The organism is Streptomyces sp. NBC_01214 (assembly GCF_026340975.1).
GTDB lineage: Bacteria > Actinomycetota > Actinomycetes > Streptomycetales > Streptomycetaceae > Streptomyces.
The window spans coordinates 2,229,601-2,249,811 of sequence record NZ_JAPEOS010000002.1 but is presented as its reverse complement, the minus strand read 5'-3'; the positions used below and the strand labels follow the sequence as shown (position 1 = coordinate 2,249,811).

At 72.4% G+C, this 20,211-nt stretch carries 17 protein-coding genes; 4 read left to right on the top strand and 13 right to left on the bottom strand.

Features of this window, described 5'->3' with window-relative positions:
• Positions 1 to 196 precede the first annotated feature (196 nt).
• Complete coding sequence (locus OG594_RS34870) at positions 197 to 769, bottom strand: TIGR03086 family metal-binding protein (RefSeq protein WP_266606372.1); 573 nt, start codon at positions 767 to 769, stop codon at positions 197 to 199.
• A 199-nt stretch (positions 770 to 968) separates the two neighbouring features.
• On the opposite strand from OG594_RS34870, the gene OG594_RS34865 reads away from it, so the two are divergent.
• On the top strand, positions 969 to 1,790 hold the full coding sequence (locus OG594_RS34865; protein WP_266606371.1) for a methyltransferase domain-containing protein: 822 nt from the start codon (positions 969 to 971) through the stop codon (positions 1,788 to 1,790).
• A 90-nt stretch (positions 1,791 to 1,880) separates the two neighbouring features.
• On the top strand, positions 1,881 to 2,351 hold the full coding sequence (locus OG594_RS34860; RefSeq protein ID WP_266606370.1) for a hypothetical protein: 471 nt from the start codon (positions 1,881 to 1,883) through the stop codon (positions 2,349 to 2,351).
• Here OG594_RS34860 and OG594_RS34855 read toward each other — a convergent pair.
• The 7 genes from OG594_RS34855 to OG594_RS34825 all read right to left on the bottom strand — a co-directional run bounded on the left by OG594_RS34855 (position 2,341) and on the right by OG594_RS34825 (position 12,844).
• The gene (locus OG594_RS34855) at positions 2,341 to 4,338 is read right to left on the bottom strand and encodes a DUF5107 domain-containing protein (protein ID WP_266606369.1); all 1,998 of its coding nucleotides are present in this window, start codon (positions 4,336 to 4,338) and stop codon (positions 2,341 to 2,343) included. The two genes, OG594_RS34860 and OG594_RS34855, sit on opposite strands and share 11 nt — an antisense overlap.
• Positions 4,339 to 4,403: 65 nt before the next feature.
• Complete coding sequence (locus OG594_RS34850; protein ID WP_266606368.1) at positions 4,404 to 5,303, bottom strand: arginase family protein; 900 nt, start codon at positions 5,301 to 5,303, stop codon at positions 4,404 to 4,406.
• Between the two features lie 72 nt (positions 5,304 to 5,375).
• Entirely contained in the window at positions 5,376 to 6,134 is a 759-nt protein-coding gene (locus OG594_RS34845) for a hypothetical protein (protein WP_266606367.1), read from the bottom strand.
• Between the two features lie 185 nt (positions 6,135 to 6,319).
• Positions 6,320 to 7,078 carry a hypothetical protein gene (locus OG594_RS34840; protein ID WP_266606366.1) on the bottom strand — a complete coding sequence of 253 codons (759 nt, stop codon included), beginning with the start codon at positions 7,076 to 7,078 and terminating at the stop codon, positions 6,320 to 6,322.
• Positions 7,079 to 7,091: 13 nt separating this feature from the next.
• The gene (locus OG594_RS34835) at positions 7,092 to 11,825 is read right to left on the bottom strand and encodes a putative T7SS-secreted protein (RefSeq protein ID WP_266606365.1); all 4,734 of its coding nucleotides are present in this window, start codon (positions 11,823 to 11,825) and stop codon (positions 7,092 to 7,094) included.
• Positions 11,826 to 12,392: a hypothetical protein gene (locus tag OG594_RS34830; RefSeq protein WP_266606364.1), complete on the bottom strand. Its 567-nt coding sequence runs from the start codon at positions 12,390 to 12,392 to the stop codon at positions 11,826 to 11,828. It lies immediately after the preceding gene.
• Positions 12,392 to 12,844 carry an SseB family protein gene (locus OG594_RS34825; RefSeq protein ID WP_266606363.1) on the bottom strand — a complete coding sequence of 151 codons (453 nt, stop codon included), beginning with the start codon at positions 12,842 to 12,844 and terminating at the stop codon, positions 12,392 to 12,394. Before OG594_RS34825 ends, OG594_RS34830 begins: the two co-directional genes overlap by 1 nt.
• Before the next feature lie 107 nt (positions 12,845 to 12,951).
• Between OG594_RS34825 and OG594_RS34820 the strand changes: the two genes are divergently transcribed.
• Together OG594_RS34820 and OG594_RS34815 are read left to right on the top strand one after the other, a co-directional pair.
• The gene (locus tag OG594_RS34820) at positions 12,952 to 13,668 is read left to right on the top strand and encodes a hypothetical protein (protein ID WP_266606362.1); all 717 of its coding nucleotides are present in this window, start codon (positions 12,952 to 12,954) and stop codon (positions 13,666 to 13,668) included.
• A 266-nt stretch (positions 13,669 to 13,934) separates the two neighbouring features.
• Positions 13,935 to 14,210 (top strand): hypothetical protein, encoded by a 276-nt coding sequence (locus OG594_RS34815; RefSeq protein WP_266606361.1) that lies wholly within the window; start codon positions 13,935 to 13,937, stop codon positions 14,208 to 14,210.
• Here OG594_RS34815 and OG594_RS34810 read toward each other — a convergent pair.
• The 5 genes from OG594_RS34810 to OG594_RS34790 all read right to left on the bottom strand — a co-directional run bounded on the left by OG594_RS34810 (position 14,207) and on the right by OG594_RS34790 (position 20,172).
• Entirely contained in the window at positions 14,207 to 16,228 is a 2,022-nt protein-coding gene (locus OG594_RS34810) for a prolyl oligopeptidase family serine peptidase (protein ID WP_266606360.1), read from the bottom strand. The genes OG594_RS34815 and OG594_RS34810 overlap by 4 nt on opposite strands.
• 13 nt (positions 16,229 to 16,241) lie before the next feature.
• A complete protein-coding gene (locus tag OG594_RS34805) occupies positions 16,242 to 17,684 on the bottom strand; it encodes a M20/M25/M40 family metallo-hydrolase (RefSeq protein ID WP_266606359.1) in 1,443 nt (480 codons plus the stop codon).
• A gap of 1 nt (position 17,685) precedes the next feature.
• Positions 17,686 to 18,519, bottom strand: coding sequence for a M55 family metallopeptidase (locus OG594_RS34800; RefSeq protein ID WP_266606358.1), 834 nt, complete (start codon positions 18,517 to 18,519; stop codon positions 17,686 to 17,688).
• A 291-nt stretch (positions 18,520 to 18,810) separates the two neighbouring features.
• Positions 18,811 to 19,254 (bottom strand): SRPBCC family protein, encoded by a 444-nt coding sequence (locus OG594_RS34795; RefSeq protein WP_030012423.1) that lies wholly within the window; start codon positions 19,252 to 19,254, stop codon positions 18,811 to 18,813.
• A gap of 75 nt (positions 19,255 to 19,329) precedes the next feature.
• Positions 19,330 to 20,172 carry a hypothetical protein gene (locus tag OG594_RS34790; RefSeq protein WP_266606357.1) on the bottom strand — a complete coding sequence of 281 codons (843 nt, stop codon included), beginning with the start codon at positions 20,170 to 20,172 and terminating at the stop codon, positions 19,330 to 19,332.
• Positions 20,173 to 20,211: the final 39 nt, after the last annotated feature.

Below are 20,211 nucleotides of genomic sequence, written 5' to 3'. Positions count from 1 at the left end.
CCCGCCACCGCTTTCCGCCTTCCGCGCTCGCCCTGCCGCGCCCGCCGGGCCCCGCGACGCACCGCGGTACCCCACGACGCACCGCGATGCCCCGCGGTGCCCCGCCGGACCTGACCTTTATACGATTATTTATGGCTCTATGCCTGTTGTGCGGGATGCCCGCCCCTGCGTTGCGCGTCAGCCCCTGCGTTGCGCGTCAGCCCTTGCGCCCCACCATCGCCAGGAGCCTCGTCTGCGCGTCCGCGCCCGCCGTGACCTCCACGGGCTCTGCGTACGCACCACTGGCCGCGAGCCCGTCGGCGTACGGCATGATCTCCTTGATCGAGAACTCGACGAGGCCGTCGGGCAGTCGGTCCTGCGCGCCGATGCCCCGGGCGAGGTCCCAGGTGTGCACGATGCAGTCGGCGGTCAGCTCCGAGCAGTACGCCGAGCCGAGCGCGGGCCCGTACGACAGGCGCACGGTCCGGTCCAACGCGCCGGACGCCGCGAAGGCGGCGTGCGCGGCGGCCGAGGCCCGGTCCCAGGCCGCGACCGGGTCATCGCCCAGCACGTCGCCGGAGAACATGCCCTCCAGCTGCTCGACGGTCCGCCCCTCGGTGACCAGCGGCGGGATCCAGAGCTGCTCGGCGGTGACGTGGTTGACCAGCTCCCGCACGTTCCATTCCGTGCACGGGGTCGGCTCTCCCCACTGGTCTCCGCGAACCTCACGCACCCGCTCACCGAAGAGCCTCAGCGCCTCGGCGTGCCGTTCGAGCAGCGCGTCCGTCATGACCCTCACCGCCCTCTGCCCCGGGGATGTGCCCCCTTGTGGCCACTCTCCTCGCACCCGCATCGCCCTGCCACCGCCCCGCCCCGTCCCCTTGGGGCACGGCACTTCTGTCCACATGTCAAAACGCCGATCTCAAATGACGAACTGATCGTCTACGGTGGGGGCAACGCTTCGACGAGGAACGAGGAGGGGTCCGGTCATGAACGCCGCCAGGGAGACCGCCGTCTACACGCACGGCCACCACGAGTCGGTGCTGCGCTCGCACCGCTGGCGCACCGCCGAGAACTCCGCCGCGTACCTGATCGGCGCGCTGCGCCCCGGAATGCGGGTGCTGGACGTCGGCTGCGGCCCGGGCACCATCACGGCGGACCTGGCGGAGCTGGTCGCGCCGGACGGCCGCGTCACCGCCGTCGACGCCGCCGAGGACGTCCTGGTGCAGGCCCGCGCGTTCGCCGAGGAGCGCGGCCTGGGCGACGCCGTGTCCTTCGCCACCGCGGACGTCCACGCACTGGACTTCCCGGACGATTCCTTCGACGTGGTCCACGCGCACCAGGTGCTGCAGCACGTGGGCGATCCGGTCCGGGCGCTGCGCGAGATGCGGCGGGTGTGTCGGCCGGGCGGGATCGTGGCCGCGCGCGACGCCGACTACGCCGCGATGACCTGGTATCCGGCCGCCCCGGGCCTGGACGACTGGCTGGATTTGTACCGGCGGGTGGCCCGCGCCAACGGCGGCGAACCGGACGCGGGCCGCCACCTGCGGGCCTGGGCCCGGCAGGCCGGTTTCACGGACGTGACCTGCTCGGCGAGCGCCTGGTGCTTCGCCACCCCGCAGGAGACCGCCTGGTGGTCGACCCTGTGGGCGGACCGCACGCAGGCGTCCGCGTACGCCGCCGTCGCCACCCGGGGCGGCCACACGACGGACGCGGACCTGGCGGCCGTCGCCGACGCCTGGCACGCCTGGGGCGCGCACCCCGACGCGTGGTTCTCGGTCCTGAACGCCGAGATCCTGTGCCGGGCCTGACGCGGTGGGGACTCGGCTACGGGAGTGTCGGTGGCTTGATATAGCGTGCACACGTCAATGAACACGTCACGCACATCGGGGGACACACCCATGACCAAACCGCCGCAGCCGGGCACCAACCCGTACGGACAGCCCGGACAGCCCGGCCCGTACGGCCAGCAGCCGCCGCAGGGACAGCAGCCCCAGCAGTGGTCCGCCGCGCCGCCGGCGCCGCCGACCCGGCGCGGGGGCATGGGCGTCCTGAAGATCCTCAAGATCATCGGCACCGTGGTCGTCCTCATCGCCGTCGGCGTGGGCTACTTCCTGAGCCAGGACGACGCCGACCACGCCAAGGCCGGCGACTGCCTCAAGAACAACGGGTCCCTGGTCTCGCCCGACCTGCAGGTGGTCGAGTGCGGCGGCGCCACCGCCGAGTACAAGGTGGTCCAGGTGCACCAGGACACGCTGGACACCGCCAAGTGCGAGGGCGTCTCCGACGCCGGCTACCAGGAGCAGACCAGCGGCGGCCGGCGCTCCTCGGGCAAGCAGTTCGTGCTCTGCATCGACAAGATCAAGAAGTAGACGGCCGCATGCGGAAGTCGTAGCGCGCGGGCAGCGGGCAGTCGGTGAGGGTGGACCAGACCTCGGCGAGGGTCTCCTCGCCCTCCCGCAGGTCCGGCAGTTCGAAGCCGTCCTCGAAGAGCCGGCGGGCCGCCCGCACGTGCCCCTCCGCCGCGAGGAGCCGGGCCGCGAGGAGCCGGAAGCGGCCCTGCTCCCGCAGGGCGGGCCGCAGCCGGTCCCAGACGGCACGGGCCTGCGGCAGCCGGCCCGCCGCGAGGAGGGCGGCCATCGCCTCCTGCCCGAGCGCCGACTCCGCGGCCGTCCACGACTCGTCGCCGCGGCTCTCCTCGGCCAGATCGTCGAAGGCCGCCGCGAATCCGTCGGCCGCCCGCTCCGCATCGCCCGCCAGGGCGTCCGCCACCGCCAGGCACCGCAGCAACGGCCACCGCGAGGGGGCCAGCGACAGCCCCCGCTCCCAGCTGCGCACCGCCTGGGCCACGTCCCCGGCGTGCCACTGGGCCACGCCCAGGTGGTACTCCGTCAGCGGATCCGCCGGGGCCGTCTCCAACATGTCCCGCCAGTGCGCGGCGACCAGGCTCGGCCCCGGCGGGACCACCCGGCGCGGGTCCGGCAGGACGCCCGTGCGCCAGAGCTGGAGCCACGGCTCCTGCTCCTCCTCGAGCAGGTCCTCCCCGAAGGGGGTGCCCGGCAGATCGAAGCCCCCGCACAGCAGCTCCAGCGCGCCCCAGCCGGAGCCCCGTGCCAGCCGCTCCCCCGGGTCGGTGTCGGCGCGGCCGCGCCACGCCTCGTACGCCGCGTCCACCCGCTCCCGCGGCAGTACGGCGTCCAGCGCGCCCTCGGCCGCGCCGCGGGCCGCCGCCCAGTCCGCGCCGTGCACCTGCGCCGGATCCGCCGACAGCGGCCCGTACGCCTCCAGCCAGCTGAACTCCGCCCCGCCCTCCAGCCGTACGTGCTCCAGCTGGGTCCGGGCCAGCCCGGCCTGGATCTCCGCGTAACCGCCCGTCCCCGGCTCGGTCAGCCACTCCTGCCAGCGCCGGCCACCGTCGCCCGCGCCCCACACGAACAGCTTGCGCCCGCTCAGCCGCGCGGTGGAGGTCTGCACGAGCCCGTGCCCGGCGGCGTCCAGGGCGGCGATCCAGGGCCGGGCCCCGCCCTGGACCTCGTAGAAGAAGTCGGCCGGATGCTCGCCGCGCAGCGGGTACGTGCGGTCCGCGCCCTCCCACTCCGGTACGGGGACGCGGCGCAGCGCGCGCTCGTAGCCGAAGTGCCAGGCCTCGTCGGCGGGGGCGAGCACCCGGGTGCCGGAGTCCTCCGGGACGGCGATGTTGGACCACCAGTACACGGGGGCGGGGCGCTCGTGCGGGTTGCGCACGCGGACGCCGACGTAGAGGAACTCCGAGTCCTCCGGCAGCCACAGGTCCACCTGGAAGGGCAGGTCGCGCAGGCGCTCCCACTCCCACAGCCGGACCATCTCGCCCCCGTCGGGGGCCGGGACGAGCGCGGCGTGCACCGGGGAGCAGGACAGGGTGGTGTGCCCGGTCGCACCGGTGTTCCACTCGATGCCGCCGGAGAACCAGGCCCCGTTGAGCGCGAAGTTGGCGGGCTGGAAGACCGGGTTGCGGTAGAGGAGTTCACGGCCGGTCGGCAGGTGCACGAGCGAGTGGACGCGCCCGCCCAGGCCCGGGAGCACGGTGACCCGGAGGTGGTCGTTCTCGATGACGATCGACTCGAACTCCCGCTCCGCGCGCTCCCGTCCGTACCCGTCCCTGATCCGTACGGGCAGGAGCGAGCGCAGCGGCTCGTAGCCGATCTGCCGTGCCATGTCGCGCGGCATCCCCTCGCGCCCGGGGGCACCTCCCAGCGGTAGCTGGGGGAGCTCGCCCAGTGCGTGCACCCCGTCGGGCGCGCGCAGGGCGGGCAGCGGGTTGTCCGAGCCCAACGGGGCTGCGGGGAGGGTCAGTACGGCGCGTCGGACGGTGGTGGCCATGAAGGAAATGGAACACGCCACGGCGGCCGGTGCACAGGGGTTCCGCAGATCACCACCGGTCAGGATTACGCAAAGGCGCCCGCGACCAGGTCGGCCAGGAGGGCGCCCGCACGTCCGTCCGGATCCAGGTCCGGGTCGTAGATCGTGACGTTGAGCCCGGCGCAGCGCGGCGAGCCCACCAGGACGGCGAGCAGTTCGGCGAGTTCGTCGGGGAGCAGGCCGCCGGGGTCGGGGCTGTCCACGGCCGGCATGACGCCCGGGTCCAGCACGTCGGCATCCAGGTGCACCCAGAACCCGGCCGTGTCCGGCGGGTGCAGCCCGTCCAGTGCCGCCCGGGCGACCGGTCCCGCGCCGCGCCGGCGGATCTCCCCGACGGTGGCGACGGAGATCCGGGCCGCGTGCAGTTCGGCGAGGTCCGGGTCGCCGTCGCGCAGCCCGAAGAGCCGTACGTCCTCGTCGCGCAGGTAGGGGCCGCGCCCCTCCAGGTCGGCGAGGTCCGCCTGGCCGCGGCCGGTCGACAGGGCCAGCTCCTCGCCGCCGGCGGCGCCGACGGGGCCGTTGACGGCCTCGTTGCCGGGGTGGCGGAAGTCGGCGGAGCCGTCGATCGCGGCGAGGCCGTAGCGTCCCAGGCGGCGCATGGCGAGGGCCGCGCCGAGCTGGATGGAGCAGTCGCCGCCGAGCACGACGGGGAACTCCCCCGCCCGCAGGTGTCGTTCGATGCGGTCGGCGAGGGTGACGGTGTACGCGGCGAGGGCCTCGGCGTGGAACACGCCGTCGCCCTCCCGCCAGTCGCCGCGGTCGTAGCGCGGCGGCACCACCACCCCGCCCTCGATGGCGCCGAGCCGGGCCAGCAGGCCTTGTTCGCGCAGGGCCCCGGCGAGCTTGTAGACGCCCGGTACGGCGCCGGGCGCGGGCGGGCGCAGCCCGAGGTTGGAGGGTGCGTCGAGGAGCACGAGGGTTCGCATGCCCCCATCCTGTGCGATGCCACCCCGCCGGGCCCGGCATTTCCCCGGCGCAGCCGCACCGGGCCGGCCGTGTCACCGGTTCCCGTGGTCCTCCACCAGGTCGCCGATCAGCGCGGCCAGCGCGTCGACCCGGTGCCGGTCCTCGCGCTGGTTCCGCAGGGCCTCGTCGACGGCCCGCAGCCCGGCCAGGGCGGCCGGCTCGCGGTCCGTCACCCCGTCGATCAGCGGCGAGGTGACCAGATCCAGGCATGCGGTGAACAGGCGACGAGTGGCAGTGGTGGGGGCACCGGGATCGGGCGGGACGAAGGTGGTGGTCAGGTACCGGGCCGGGTCGGTCAGGCTCCAGCCGACGACGGCGGCGCCCTGGACGAGCAGCGCCACATCGGAAGCGATCCCGATGCGGGCATCCAGCGGCTCGTCAAGGACGTCGAGGTCACGCAAACAGGTCAGCACGGTGTCCCCGGGGGCTCGGCAGAGGAGCGTGGTCACCTCCAGCCGAAAGTCCCGGACGTGGTCGGCGCGAAGGCCGCCCGCTCGGGCGAGCGGTGCGGCAGGGACGCGAGCAGCGTCCGCGGCATCTGCGACGGAGGAGGGCAACCTGCGCTCAGCGCCGACGAGTTCCCGACCGGCCGGGTCGAACCGGAGGTCGTCGGGTGCGTCCCACAACCAGTCCTGGCTGCCGAACGTGCCCAACTGGAACTGGTCGCGCTCCTCCACGTCCGCGTACGTGGCGATGCGCACGCGGAAGTCCCGGAAGTCGAAACGCGGGGCGATGTCCAGGGGGCGCCCCGTCACCGTCGCCGTCCAGTCGCCGTCGATGGTGAGCCTCACCCGTTCCCGTAGTCCTCCACATAGGTGGCGATCAGCGCCATTAGGGCATCGGCCCGCTGCCGGTCATCACGCTGCGCGCGCAGCGCCTCGTCGGCGGCCCTCAGCCGCGCCAGGCTTCATGATCATTGTCGCCTCGTCCGATCTGCACCCCTGGAGCCATGTAGCCGTTCTCGGCGGCAATCCCATCACCAGTTCCCGTACTGCTCCACCTTGTCGGCGATCAGCGCGGCCAGGGCGTCGGCCCGGTGCCGGTCCTCGCGCTGGTTCATCAGGTTGTTCTCCAGCGCCTGGAGCCTGGCCAGGGCGACCGGGTCCCGGTCCCTCACATCGTCGAATACCGGGGTGGTCATGATGTCCAGGCATTCGGTGAACAGGAGCCGGGTGGCCGCGACGGGAGGAGCGGGGTCGGGGGCGGCGAAGCCGGTGGTCAGGTAGCGCACCGGGTCGGTCAGGCTCCAGCCGACAGCGGCGCCGCCCTGCACGAGTAGCGCCACATCGGGAGCGATCCCGATGCGGGCATCCAGCGGCTCGTCAAGGACGTCGAGGTCACGCAGACAGGTCAGCACGGTGTCCCCGGGGCCGCGGCACAGCTCCGTGGTCACCTCCAGGCGGAAGCCCCGGACCTCCTCCGCGCGAAGACCGCCTGGCTGGGCCAAGGGTATGGCGGGAACGCGGGCAGAGTCCTCAGCGTCGGCGGCCTCACCGGCGATCTGGAACTCGGCGCCGACAAGTTCCCGGTCGACCAGGTCGAACCGGAGCTCGTCAGGTGTATCCCAGAGCCATGCCGTACTGCCGAAGGTGCCCATGAGGTACCGACCCCGCTCGTCCGCGCTCGCGTACGGCGCGATGCGCACAGAGAAGTCCCGGAAACTGAAACGGGGGCTGATGCGCAGCGGTTTCCCCGTCGTTGTCGCGGTCCAGTTGTCGTCGAGAGTGAGTCTCATGTTCAATGCCATCTCATCTGACCTGCTCTGCGGGGGGTTGGAATCCGTTCTTGCCTGGAATCCTGCCTTCAACCACGTCTGCGTGCGTGATCGGCCCACCGGGATCGAGGGGTGAGCCTCCCAGCGCCTCGGCCCCGGACGGACCCTTGATGCCGGACGAGCCGTATGCCGTGATGACGTTGCCTGCCCCCATACGGTCAGCCCGGACCACCACGATGTCCTCCCCTTGACGGAAGATCAGCTTCCCGGTGCCCGCCGGTGTGTAGTACACCGCGTCAGGCTTCTTGAGGATCTTCATGACTTGTTCCTCAGTAAAGCCGTGGTCATGCGCGTGGTAGTTGTCGGCCTTCTTTATCTTGCCGCCCTGTGCCCTCTCGACGATGTCGTTGATCGCGTTGAGGGAGTCCTGCTTGGCCTTCTGGGCTTTCTCCTCCTTCGTGTACTTGGGCATGAGGCCCAGCGGGTCGCATCCGCTGTGCGGGTTGTCCACGTACGCGACGGGATTCGGGGCGGGAGCCAGCCCGAGGGGGTCCGGGGAGGTGTAGCGGCCGGTCTCGGGGTCGTAGTGGCGGAAGAGGTTGTAGTGGAGGCCGGTCTCGGGGTCGTAGTACTGGCCCGGGAAACGGAGCGGGGTGTAGGTGTTGCTGTCGCGGGCCCAGGCGGTGGTACCCCAAAGAGTGGCCCGGGAGCGCCAGGCGATGTCGCCGGACTCGTCGATCAGTTCGGTGGGAGTGCCGACGAGGTCCGTGGCGATGGCGAAGAAGCGGCGGTCGATCTCCTCCTGGCGGTCGTCGGTCGTCAGGATCCGCTCGGCCTGGGACAGCGGCACGCCGCCGCGGTGGTCCCAGGTGAGGGCGACCGTGTGCGGGGCGTCCGGCTCCCGGCTGGTCTGTTCGCACAGGGTCATCCCGTCCCAGGTGAACCGGACCTCCTCGACCACGCTGTCACCGTCGGCCGCCAGGCGCTGCTTCGCAACGCGGCGGCCGAGCGGGTCGTAGCGGTACCTCCACATGGTCCCGTCAGGGGTGGTCACGGAGGTCAGGCGGTTCTCCGTGTCCCACGCGTACCGCCAGGTATCCGGCTTCCGGGAGAGCCGGGTCTTCTGCCGGAGTGTGACCCGTCCGAGGGCGTCGTACTCGAAACGGACGTCTCCGGCGCAGGTGACGTTGGTGCCGGTGTAGGTGCGCGATCCGGTGGCTTCGCCGCCGGGGTGGTCGGCCGGCCAGGATGCCCAGGTCTGGTTGCCGGTGTCGTCGTAGGCGTACTGCTCGGTCCAGCCCTGGGCGTGGACGGCGGTGACCCGGCCCGCCTGGTCGAGGTCGAACGTGCGGGTGCCCGACAGTCGGTCCGCGACGGATATCAGGTGGCCGTCGGCGCGGTAGCCGTAGGTGCGGCTGTTGACCGCGCGCCCTGCGGCGGTGATGTGCTGCTCGGCGAGCCGTCCCGCCTCGTCCCAGGCGGAGGCCATGGTGATCGTGTCGCCGAAGACGCGGGCCAGTTCGCGTCCGGCGGCGTCGTGCGTGAACTCGATGCGGTGGCCGCCGGTGGTGAGGCGATGGGACCGTCCGTCGGCATCGTAGGCGTAGGAGGTGACATGACCGGTGGGGGTGGTTCGGCGCGTGCGACGGCCGAGGGGGTCGTAGGAGTAGGCGATGGGGCGCCCGTCCACCAGCTCGGTCTTGGTCAGTCCGCGACGGTCGTACTGGTACCTGAGTTCACTGTCCGGTCCGATGGCCTCCAGCAGGCGTCCGGCCCTGTCGTAGACATAGTCCGTCGCACGGCCGTCGACGTCCTTGCGGACCGCCTGGCCGAGCTGGTTGCGCTCGAACGAGATGGTGCCGCCGAGCGCGTCGACGCGGGCGGCCAGCCGGCCCGCTTCGTCCAGCTGGTAGGTGAGGGTGCGGCCGTCGAAGTCGGTCTCGGAGACTATGTCGTCGGCGGCGTCGTACTCGTAGGTCCAGGCTCGCCCGTGCGGATCGGTGACCCGGGTGAGGCGTAGCGCGGCGTCGTGCTCGAACTCGTAGCGCGCGCCGTCGGGTCCGGTGCGGGATGTCGGCAGGTCGAAGTGGGTGTACTCGAAGCGGGTGATCCCACCGGAGGCGTCGGTGCGGGCGAGCAGGTTGCCCTCGCCGTCGTAGGTCCACATCTCGGTGGCGCCGTCGGGGCTGGTGCGCCGGGCGAGCTGCCCGTCGGCGTGCCACCCCAGGCGGGTGATGCCGCCCATCGGATCGGTGATGCGGACCGGCCGGCCGAGGGCATCCCGCTCCGTGCGGGTGAGGGCACCGGCCTGATCGGTCACCTCCACGGGCAGCCCCGCCGCGTCGCACACCACATGGGTCGTGGCTCCTACCGCATCGGTGAGCGAGGTAAGCCGGCCCGCCTGGTCGTAGGTGTAGCGGGTCGTGAAGCCCGCCGAGTCGGTGACCGCCGTACGATTGCCGCGTTCGTCGTACTCGTGGAGCATGCGGGAACCGTCGGGCCCGAAGACTTGCACGGGCAGACCGAACGGGCCACGCACGGTGTGCAGTTCACTTCCGTCGGGGCGGACGGCGCGGACGCGGCGGCCGTCCTCGTCGTAGGAGAAGACGGTGGTGAGACCCAGCGGGTCGGTGCGGGACAACAGGTTGCCGCGCAAGTCGTATGTATGGCGGGTGGTGTGGCCGAGCGGGTCGGTGACAGCCAGGAGCTTGCAGCCGGGGCCGAACAGGTGGTGGGTCGCGTGCCCGTCCGGTGTGGTCAGCGTGGTGGTGTAGTGACCCGTTTCCGGGTCCGGTTCGCTGTAGGAAAGGGTGATCTGGATGTGGCCGGCCTCGCCGCCCTCCGCCACGACTCGGTCGCGGTCGTCGTAGACGTAGTCGTAGCGACTTCCGTTGGAATCGATCCAGGCGGTGACGCGGCGCCGGTCGTCGTAGACGAAGGCGGTGGTGGCACCTGACGGCTTGGTGACCGTGATGAGGTTGCCGTCCTCGTAGCCGTAGTTCATCAGCGGCAGGTCGGCACCGCCGGGGCCTGCGCCGGCCAAAAACAGGGCGGTGACCAGGCCGTCGGCGACGGACAGCGTCATGTGATGGCCTGCCGAGTGGACCAGACCCAGCGGCACGCCGTCCTCGTCACGCTCGATGTCGATGGCGTGACCGTTGCGTTCGGATATGCAGGACAGCCAGGCTTCACCATCATCTGCCGGTTCGCTGCCGGTCGGGGCAGTGAAGTGGAAGACCAGACCGCTGTCGGGTTCCGTGACCGTGTAGTTGCCTTCGGCGTCGCGGGCCAGCAAGGTGCGGACGCTGCCGCCTTCCGGCCGTGTGGGCACGCCCGGGGCAGGATGGGGGTACGGGATCAACAGGCCTTCGGCGGTGACGTGGACGACGCCGACCGCATCGATCTCCAGGCGCTCGTCGATGGTGGAGGTCCAGGCGGCCCCCAGGAAGCGGCCGACCGCACAGCCGGATTCGGTGCGGCGGGTGAAGACGAGCGGCAGGATGCCGGGCAGGTCGACATCGGTCTGGGGCAGGAACATCCGCCCGGTGGCGAGGTCCACCGGGTCGCCGCCGGCCTCACGGTCACCGTCCGCGGTTTTGTGGGTGCCGTCCGGGGCGTCGTCGATCAGCTTGCGCGCCCGCGCGGCGGCGGCCGCGTCGTCGAGGTGCTTGGTGGCGGTGGCAAACGTCTTGGCGGCGCTGGTGCCCTTCGATCCGATGAGTTCGGGTATGAGTTTGCCGAGTCCTTCCGACGGGTCCTTCATGAACTCGTCGAGCATCTGCTTGCCCGCGCCCATGGGGTCGTTGGCCACGACGACCAAGCCGGCCACGGTCGAGTTCAAGTTGGTCAGGTACTCCGCGGGGTGGCTCAGGTTGTAGGGGTCCAGCGGGTTCAGGCCGCGGGCGAAGTTGACCACGCCGGCCGTGCCCTTGATGACACCGCCGACCAGATGGGTTGAGGCGAGGTCGAGGTAATCGAGGCCGTAGCTGAGCTGCTCGGCATACGAGGGCTTGGGCGGGGCCGCGTCCCGGGCGGCACGGACGGCCGCCGCGACGGTGCCGGCCTGCTCGTTGCGCTGCGTGCGGGCGCTGTTGAGCTTCTCCTTCGCGGCCTTGGCCATCTCCGTCCCGGGATCGGGGTATTCCTCCGACGGCCGCGGCGGCAGGTAGTCCGACTTCGCCTTCAGGGCGTCGTTGTAGGTCTTGCGGAGCTTCTCGTGCGCGTCGTAGGCGGCTTGGGAGACCTTCAGCGCCTTGTTGTAGTCGTCCAGTGCCTCTTTGGCCTTGCCCTGGGCCCACTCGACGGTCTCGGCGAACCGGCCCATGGCATCGGCGGCCTTCCCGAAGGCGTCAGCCGCGTTGAACCAGCGCGGCGGCTCCTTCGCGACGGACTCCCGGAACGCGGTGGCGGCCGCGCCCTTGAACCCGTCGGGCTCGGCGAGGTTCTTCAAGCCGTTTCCGACGGACTCGAAGGCCTTCTTGAAGTCGTTCAGGTGGGCGACCTGTTCACGGATCTTGGCAGGGCTGCCGTAGACGAGCTTCTTCGGGTCCTCGGTCTGCCCGAGTTCGAGCTCGGCGACCTCCGCGCCCAGCTGGTTCGCGGCGGAGCGGCTCTTGTCGCGGAGCCAGTCGCTCGCACCGTCTGCGCCGACTTCGTCGGCCCAGCCGGCCGCCTTGTTGCCGCCCCACTCGACGATGTCACCGACGTCCTCGGCACGGTCCTCGGCCCAGTTCTCCGCCGAGTCCGGTACCCAATCCCGCCAGCCCATCTAGTCGTTCCCCCCATTGCCCATGCCGGACTGGTCCAGCAGGTCCTTCAGCGAACCGACCTTCCCGTTCGAGGTCACCGTGTCCTTCGTGTCCGACCAGGTCTGCTTCATGTCCTGCTGCCCCTTCTCGAACGACTCGGCGCTGTAGTCGGGCTTGTAGACGTCCGCGCGGAAGATGTCGCCCCACTTCTTCTGCTCGATCTCGTCCTCGCTGGCATACGGATTTCCGTACGCGGCGTTCGCAACGACCTTGAAGGAGCCCTGGATGTACTGCTCCTCCTCCCACATCGTCCCCGCCGCGATCCCCAGGTTCCCCGCGAGCGTCGACGCGTCCTGGATCAGGGCTCGGACCCCCCACTCCCAGCGCTCGCAGAAGTCCTCGAAGTCGGTCGCCAGCCCCGGGTGTCCGGTTTCCATCCCCGTCATCGACAGGTTTTCGAACCCGGCGCCCTGCGAGGCTCCCGCCGCGTCCCCGGACTCGCGGAGCTCGGATATCGCCGCCCTCAGGCCGGACTGGATCGCCGAGACCGCTTGTGGGGAGACTTCGAGGTCACCATCACCCGCCATCAGGCCACCGCCCCACGACCGCCGTCAGCGCCCGGATCGACGTCCACGGCGAAGGCGTCGGCGACGATCCCGGCCACCGGCGGGAACAGCATCGCCCCGTCGCCGTCCGCCACGTCGACAGCGACTCCCGTTGGACGGTCCGACATCGGCACCACCGCGTCCAGCAGCCGCGCGCCGAGCATCGTCAGGTACGGCCACTCATGGCCGCCCTCCCCCCGCGCGTGTACAAACCGGGCGAGGGCCTCCTCGTCCGTGAACGCGTACAGCCAGCGGATCCCACCCGACACCGCCGACATCAGACCACCGGCGGCAACAAAGGGACGTTCGGCATCCGAATCGACGTCGGTCGTGGTGAGTGGCACGAGCAGGGAAGTACGGCGGAACTCCCCCACCAGGCGCGCCGGATCCCCCAGGCCTTCACGGTAGCTGACTATCTGTCCGATCAGTCCCATGGCGCCGCGTTCCCTCCGCATGATGCACACGCAAAGGACGAACAGTATCGTGATCGCACCATCGGATCGACACCGCCGCCGGGCGGTGGCACCATCACCGAGTGATCATGAACGAGACGACGCGGACGGCGCTGCTCCGTAGGGCCGCGCTGAACAACACCGCCTGGTGCGGGGCGGTTTGTCGGGCGCACGGGCTGGAGCCGCGGTACGACGGCGAGCAGCTCTGGTTCAGTGCGCGGCGGACTCCGCCGATGTATCCCGATGCCGTGACCCTGGAACCGGGCGTGCCGGCGCGGAACGTGGTCCGGGGCGTCGACACCGCCTCCGCCGGCTGCTCGGTGAAGGACAGCTTCGCCGACCTGGACCTGGCCGGCGACGGCTTCGAGGTGCTGTTCGAGGCGCAGTGGATCCATCGGCCCGCCGGGGCGCCGCTCCCCGCGGCGGAGCCGGAGGCGGCCGGGCTGGAGTGGTCCGAGGTCTCGGACGCCGAAGAGCTGGCGGCCTGGGAGGCCGCCTTCGACGGCGGGGAGGGCGCCGGTGGTGACGGACCGTTCCGGCCGGGCCTGCTCGGCGAGGGGATCGTCTTCCTGGCCGGGCGCGTGGACGGCCGGATCGTCGCCGGGGCCGTCGCGAACACCGGCGGGGGCGTGGTCGGCGTGTCCAACCTGTTCGGGGCCGCCTGGGCGGGTGTCCTCGGCGCGGTCCGCGCCCGGTGGCCGCAGCTGGACGTGGTCGGCTACGAGCACGGGGAGGACCTGGAGGCGGCGGTCCGGGCCGGCTTCGCCCCCATCGGCCCGCTGCGGGTCTGGCTCCTCACCCAGTGATCGACTTCGAGTCAGACCGGCGAGGTGACATCGGATCAAACGGGTCGACCCGTCGGCGCGATGTTCGGGCTCGTCTTCGTCCTGGCCCATGCCGGGGCCCTGCCCACGGCCGCCGCCGTTCCGGTGTGCGCCCTCGGGATCGCCTCGTTCATCTGGCTGTTCGTCGCGTTGCGCAGGGTACGGACGCCTCCCGGCGGCGGCGGGGGCGGGGCCGTGCCGAGCGGTTCGGGCGGAGCTTTCCTCGTGCCGCCGAAGTCGCCGTCGCGGTGGCCGGTTTCCTCGTCATCAACCTCGTGTTCCCCGCCCCGCGGGCCGCGGCGCCCCGGCTCAGCCTGGTCGTCGGCCTGCACTCCTTCGGTCTCGCCGCCATCCGGCGCATGCCGTCGCTCCGGCTGCTGGCGGCCTCGACGGCCGCCTGCGGGGCCGCCGGTCTGGTCCTTGCCGCCTGCGGGGCTTCCCTCGCTGTCATCGCGACCGCCTCGGGCGTCGCCCCCGGCGCCCTGCTGCTCGGCTCCGTCCGGTGGAGCCTGCGCACCCCCTAGCCGGACCCCAGTTCCAGCCGCGGCACGTCGGTGCGTTCGATCCCGAAGACCTGGGCGTACAGGGACAGTTCGGCCTCCAGCGCGCGGATCATGGTGTCGGCCCGCCGGAAGCCGTGGCCTTCGCCCTCGAAGGTCACGTACGCGTGCGGCACCGGCCGGTCCCGCAGGGCGTCGAGCAGCCGCTCCGCCTGGGCCGGCGGGCAGATCGGATCCTCCAGCCCCTGGAGGAGCACGAACGGCGCCGTGATCCCGTCGGCGCGGGCCACCGGGGACCGCTCGCGGTTGAGCACCGCCAGGGTCTGCTGCGGCCCGGCCAGGCTGTCGATGTAGCGCGATTCCAGGTCGTGGGTCTCCTCGGCGAAGCCCACCAGGTCCAGCACCGGGTAGATGATCGCCGCGCACGCGTACAGGTCGGTGGCGGCCAGCGAGGCCGCCGCGGTCCAGCCGCCCGCGCTGCCGCCGCGGATGGCGAGCCGGGCGGCATCGGCGGTGCCCTCGGCGGCCAGCGCGCGGGCGACCGACGCGCAGTCCTCCACGTCCACCACGCCCCATTGCTCGCGCAGCCGCTCCCGGTAGGCGCGGCCGTAGCCGGTGGATCCCCCGTAGTTCACCTCGGCCACGCCGATGCCGCGCGAGGTGAAGTAGGCGATGTGCAGGTCGAGTACGGGCGGCACGTGGTCGGTGGGTCCGCCGTGCGCCCAGATCACGTACGGGGGCAGTTCGTCGGCGGCGGCCCGGACGGCCGGGTGGTGCGGCGGGTAGACGTGCGCGTGGATCTGGCGGTTGTCGGGGCCGAGGAAGGTGCGGCTCTGCGGCTCCGGGTAGTAGGCCGGGTCCACCGGGTCCGGGCGCTGCCCGCCGATCGCCCGGGCGTGCCCGGTGGCGGTGTCCAGCTCGACCACCTCGTACGCGCTGCGCGGGCTGGCTGCGACGCCGTAGACCCGGGTGCCGTGCACCGCGAGGGTCGGCTGCCAGGCGGTCCACGGCCCGGCGGCGTCCACCAGGTCGCCGCTCTCCGGGTCGAGGATGCCGAGCACCGAGGAGCCCTGCCCGTGCAGGACGGCGACGAGCCCGGCCCCCGAGCCCACCGGGTGCGGGGTGTCCCCGGGGAGCGGGGCGAGCCACCGCAGCCCCGGCTTCCACAGCGGGCCGCCGAACTCCTCCTCCCGCGGGCAGAGGTTGATCGCCCAGCCGGTCCGCGGGTCCACGCCGTACGGGTTCCACCAGCCGCCGCGGTCGCTGACCGCGAGGAGGGTCCCTTCGGCCGTCCACTCGACCTGGGCGACGGCCTCGTCGGGGCCGCCGAGTACGGTCCGGGCGTCGGCGAGCTCCCCGTCCCCGGTGACCTCGGCCACCCTGAGCTCGGTACCGTCCCACGGCATCAGGGGGTGGTCCCACACCAGCCAGGCGGCGCGCCGGCCGTCCGGGGAGAGCCGGGGCCCGGTGGTGAACCGGTACCGGTCGTGCGTCAGCTCCCGCACCGCGCCGCGGTTCCCCGCCGCCGAGCCGTCCAGCGGTACGGCGGCGAGCATCCGGCGCACATCGGTCGGCGCGGGCCCGGTGAACTCCTCCAGCACGCACCAGACCTCGTCGCCGCGCAGCACCGGGTCGGCCCAGCGCAGGCCGCCGCCGGTCCGGGAGACCGGGGTCAGCGGCCGCGGCTCGGGGCCGCCGGGGGCGTCGGGCTCGTACGCGTACAGCCGCTGGTCGGCGAAGTGGACGAAGACCAACAGGGGTCCGCCGGTGGGCCGTTCGACCCCGGCCCAGGGCAGGCCGCCGTACTCGGTGACGCGACTGCGCACGTTCCACGGGGCGGGGAGCTCGGTGATCTCGGGCCCGCCGTCGGCGAGGCGGCGGCGCACCAGGGTACGGCGGCCGGCTTCCTCGGGCCGGGGTTCGGTCCACCACACCTCGGGGCCGACCGTGCCGAGGTACTCGGGCCGCCCGTCGAGACAGGCGGCGAGGCCCGCGTCGATGGGTGAGGGCCAGCTGCCGTAGGGCCGGGTCGTCGCCGCCATCACCGGGCCCCGTTCACAGGGTCCGCAGCGCGTGGTCGAGGACGCGGACGCCGAAGTGCAGGGCTTCGACGGGCACCCGCTCGTCCACGCCGTGGAAGAGGGCCCAGTAGTCGAAGCCGGGCGGTAGCTTCAGCGGGGAGAAGCCGTAGCCGGTGATGCCGAGGCGGGAGAACTGCTTGGCGTCGGTGCCGCCCGCCATGCAGAAGGGGATCACGTGGCCGGCCGGGTCGAACCGTTCGACCGACTCGCGCAGGATCCCGTACGTCCGGCCGTCCACGGGGGCTTGGAGGGCGACCTCCCGGTGGTGGAACTCCCAGCGCACGTCGGGGCCGGTGAGGGCGTCGAGGGTGGCGATGAACTCGGCCTCGCCGCCGGGCACGGTCCGGCCGTCGACGTAGGCGGTGGCGTGCTCGGGGATCACGTTGAGCTTGTAACCGGCGCTGAGCATGGTCGGGTTGGCGCTGTTGCGCACGGTGGCACGGACCAGCGAGCCGGCCGGGCCGAGCCGGTCGAGGAGCTCGTCGACGTCGAGGCCCGGCCGCCGCGGGTCCACCGACAAGCCCTGCAGGGCGGCGAGTTCGGCGATGCAGGCGGTGACGGTGCCGGTGAGCCGGACCGGCCAGTCGTACGCGCCGATCCGCGCGACGGCGGCGGCGAGCCGGCTGACGGCGTTGGCCCTGTTCGGCTTGGAGCCGTGACCTGCGGTGCCGTGCGCGGTCAGCTTCAGCCAGGCGGTGCCCCGCTCCCCCGCCGCGATCGGGTAGAGGGCGCGGCCGCCGGGGCCGCCGTGCACGGTGAAGGCCCCGGACTCGCTGATGCCCTCGGTGCAGCCTTCGAAGAGGTGCGGGTGGTGGTCGGCGAGGAAGCCGGAGCCGTCGACCGCGCTGTCCTCCTCGTCGGCGGTGTAGGCGATCACGATGTCCCGGCGCGGTCTCACTCCCGCGCGCGCCCAGGCCCGTACGACGGCCAGCACCATCGCGTCCATGTTCTTCATGTCCACGGCGCCGCGCCCCCAGACCACGCCGTCGCGCACCTCGCCGGAGAAGGGATCCACGCTCCAGTCGGCGGCCTCGGCCGGAACCACGTCGAGGTGGCCGTGGACGAGGAGGGCCTCGGCACAGGGGTCGGTGCCCTCGATCCGGGCGACCACGTTGGTGCGGCCGGGGGTGCGTTCCAGCAAGAGCGGCTCCAGACCGGCGGCGGCGAGCCGCTCGGCGACGTACTCCGCCGCGGGGCGCTCGCGGCAGTCGCCGCCGCCCCGGTTGGTGGTGTCGATCCTGATGAGGCCGGAGGTGAACTCGACGGCCTCGTCGAGAGCCACCGCGTCCACCGCGTCCACCGCATCCACCACGTCCACCGCAGCCGATACGCCCGCCGCGTCCACCGGTTCCGCGGTGTCGACGGCGCCGGCTCCGGCTCCGGCTCTGGCGGGGATCTCGGCGTTGATTGCGCACATGTCAGCCATACTGCTCCTCCACGGCCGCCGAGACGACCGTCGTGACCGCTTTGAAGGCCCGGATCCCCTCGTACATGGTTTCGCTGGTGTACGCGACCTTGCGCTCCCCGGACCGCTCCACGCCGGGGACCACGGTGGCGGACATGGCCAGGTGCGCCGCGTCGAACTCCAGCTCCACGGTGAAGGGGCCGCCGCGGACCGGATCGTGGCGCACGGCCAGGGCGGTGGCCTCCTTGGCCGCGGCCCGGATGTCGGCGGCGGTACGGGCCGGGGTGCGGCACACGGCGGCGTAGCGCGAGACGTGGTCCTTGACGGCGACGGTCGCGGCCCCGGGGGCGTATCCGGCGGCGTCCACGCAGGTCAGGTCGTCGCCGGTGACCAGGATGACGGGAACCCCGTACTCGGCGACGACGTGCGCGTTGAGCAGCCCCTCGCTGGCGCGCGTCCCGTTGACCCAGACTCCGGTGATGGAGTTGGCGAGGTAGGTGTGGGCGAGGACCCCCTCGGAGCCGGCCCCGGTGTGGTAGCCGACGAAGGCGACGCCGTCGACGTCGCCGTGCTGGACGCCCTCGACCATGGAGAGGGTCTTGTGGCGGCCGGTGATCATCTCGGCGCGGGCGTCGAGCTTCTCCAGCAGCAGGTTGCGCATGGTCCAGTGCGCCTCGTTGATGAGGACCTGGTCGGCTCCGCCGTCGTAGAAGCCGAGCACGGCGGCGTTGACGTCGGAGGTGAACATCGCGCGGCAGCGTTCCCACTGCGGGGTTCCGGGCAGCACGTCCGCGGGCCAGGTGACGCCGGTGGCGCCTTCCATGTCGGCGGAGATGAGGATCTTCATCGGGCCCCCGGGCGGTCGGTTGCGCTCAGGGTGCCACCCTAGCCGCCGGGGCCCCCGGCGGCCGTGGGGCTCGCGCCCCGGCGCGGCGCGCGGTGCGCGACCCCCGCCGCGCGGCCCGTCGGTGCGCGGTATCCCGGCCGCGAGCCGACCGCCTGACGAGCCGTCCGCCCGTCCGCCCGTACACCCGTACGCGCGTCCGCCCCTCCGCCCAGCGAGCTGCGGTCCGCGGGCGCTCCGGGTTCACCCGATCCGGTGAGGCCGTTGTGCCGGCCCCACCGTCAACGCCGTTGCTCAGCGCTCCACTTCGGTGGCCAGGTTCTCCAGCACGGTGTCGTAGATCCGGCCGAGGCCCTTGGGCGCGAAGGTGCGCTCGAAGAAGCCGCCGATGCCGCCGGCGCCGTTCCAGACGGTGGTGACCACGGCCTTGGACTTGCCCTCACCGGCCGGGGTGACCCGCCAGGTGGTGACCATGGAGGAGTTGCGGTCCTTCTCCACCAGCTCGCCGTCGGTGGGCTCGCTGACCTCGAGCAGACAGTCGCGCACGCGCTTGCTGGTGGCCTGGAGCTTCCAGTGCACCAGGGTGCCCTCGCCGTCGCCGCCCTCGCGCACCTCGTACTCGCTGAAGTGCTCGGGCAGCAGCTTCCCGCGGGTCCCGGTGTAGTCCGCCAGCGCGTCGAACACGGTCTCCGCGTCGGCCGCGATGATCCGCTCCGTGGTGGCCTCGACCTGCGCCATAGCTGTTCCTCCAGCAGTTGTGTCCGCTCGTCACGGCGAAGCCAACCACCTCCGGGCCGGTGACCCAAATCCGGATCAGACGTGGCAGCGGACGTGCACGAGGAGGGTGTCGTCCGGGAGGCCGGCGAGGTGGGCCTCTCCCGCCCCCGGCCGTTGCGTGTACGGCGGGGTGTGCGGACAGGCGCCCTGGTCGTCGCAGGCACCGTGGACGGGATCGTAGCCCTTCTCGCACCACCAACCGTCGAGGGTCAGCACGTTGCCGTGCGCGACCGCCCGGTCGGCGCCGAAGGCGAGGAATTCCTCCCGGCCGTACCCGCCGACCCTCCTGAGAGGGTCGTCCACGTGGCGCAGGACTTCGCGGAAGAACCCGGCATCCAGATGGTCCGGAAGCCCGGCGAGCCACGCGCGAAAGGCGGGGGCGGGCGGCTGCGCGAGGTACCTCTCCCAGCCCGCGTGCCGGGCTTCGGAGTCGACGCGGAGGTCGTACGCCGTTTCCGGCGCCAACGCCGACGCCGGGGCGAACTCCTCCCACGGCCGGCCCGGCGGGTGCTCCGCCGCCATCTCGTGCCAGCGGTCCCAGGCGATGCCGGCCAGTTCGGCGGCCCGCTTCTGCGGCTCGCCCAAGGCGAGCAGTCCGCGCGGCCCGCCCGTGCACCAGCCCGGTCGGCTCGGCCTCCGGGTTCCGTCCCGCAGCGGCTGGTCGTGAATGATCCGGGGGTCCGCTTCGTGACCGGGACGGATCGGGTAGCCGCCGTCGTCCGCGCCGCCCGTGATCCACCAGTGGTCCCAGATCCACAGGTCGTCCGAGTAGGGCCGCGGCCCCCCGATCTCGAAGGGCGCCATCGCCTCGCCGACCGCTTCCACCAGCCGGTCCCGGGCCCCGCCCGGAAGGCACACCGTGAGTCTGTATCCCGCCATGCGGCGCAGCCTCACACGCCGGCCGCAGCGCTGACCAGC

What these genes read in the sequence shown, in the direction of transcription:
- OG594_RS34855 (WP_266606369.1), bottom strand. Translation starts at nt 4,338, where the DNA reads ATGGCCACCACCGTCCGACGCGCCGTACTGACCCTCCCCGCAGCCCCG.
- OG594_RS34865 (WP_266606371.1), top strand. Translation starts at nt 969, where the DNA reads ATGAACGCCGCCAGGGAGACCGCCGTCTACACGCACGGCCACCACGAG.
- OG594_RS34820 (WP_266606362.1), top strand. Translation starts at nt 12,952, where the DNA reads ATGAACGAGACGACGCGGACGGCGCTGCTCCGTAGGGCCGCGCTGAAC.
- OG594_RS34835 (WP_266606365.1), bottom strand. Translation starts at nt 11,825, where the DNA reads ATGGGCTGGCGGGATTGGGTACCGGACTCGGCGGAGAACTGGGCCGAG.
- OG594_RS34800 (WP_266606358.1), bottom strand. Translation starts at nt 18,519, where the DNA reads ATGAAGATCCTCATCTCCGCCGACATGGAAGGCGCCACCGGCGTCACC.
- OG594_RS34830 (WP_266606364.1), bottom strand. Translation starts at nt 12,392, where the DNA reads ATGGCGGGTGATGGTGACCTCGAAGTCTCCCCACAAGCGGTCTCGGCG.
- OG594_RS34840 (WP_266606366.1), bottom strand. Translation starts at nt 7,078, where the DNA reads ATGAGACTCACTCTCGACGACAACTGGACCGCGACAACGACGGGGAAA.
- OG594_RS34825 (WP_266606363.1), bottom strand. Translation starts at nt 12,844, where the DNA reads ATGGGACTGATCGGACAGATAGTCAGCTACCGTGAAGGCCTGGGGGAT.
- OG594_RS34860 (WP_266606370.1), top strand. Translation starts at nt 1,881, where the DNA reads ATGACCAAACCGCCGCAGCCGGGCACCAACCCGTACGGACAGCCCGGA.
- OG594_RS34795 (WP_030012423.1), bottom strand. Translation starts at nt 19,254, where the DNA reads ATGGCGCAGGTCGAGGCCACCACGGAGCGGATCATCGCGGCCGACGCG.
- OG594_RS34810 (WP_266606360.1), bottom strand. Translation starts at nt 16,228, where the DNA reads ATGGCGGCGACGACCCGGCCCTACGGCAGCTGGCCCTCACCCATCGAC.
- OG594_RS34790 (WP_266606357.1), bottom strand. Translation starts at nt 20,172, where the DNA reads ATGGCGGGATACAGACTCACGGTGTGCCTTCCGGGCGGGGCCCGGGAC.
- OG594_RS34805 (WP_266606359.1), bottom strand. Translation starts at nt 17,684, where the DNA reads ATGTGCGCAATCAACGCCGAGATCCCCGCCAGAGCCGGAGCCGGAGCC.
- OG594_RS34870 (WP_266606372.1), bottom strand. Translation starts at nt 769, where the DNA reads ATGACGGACGCGCTGCTCGAACGGCACGCCGAGGCGCTGAGGCTCTTC.
- OG594_RS34850 (WP_266606368.1), bottom strand. Translation starts at nt 5,303, where the DNA reads ATGCGAACCCTCGTGCTCCTCGACGCACCCTCCAACCTCGGGCTGCGC.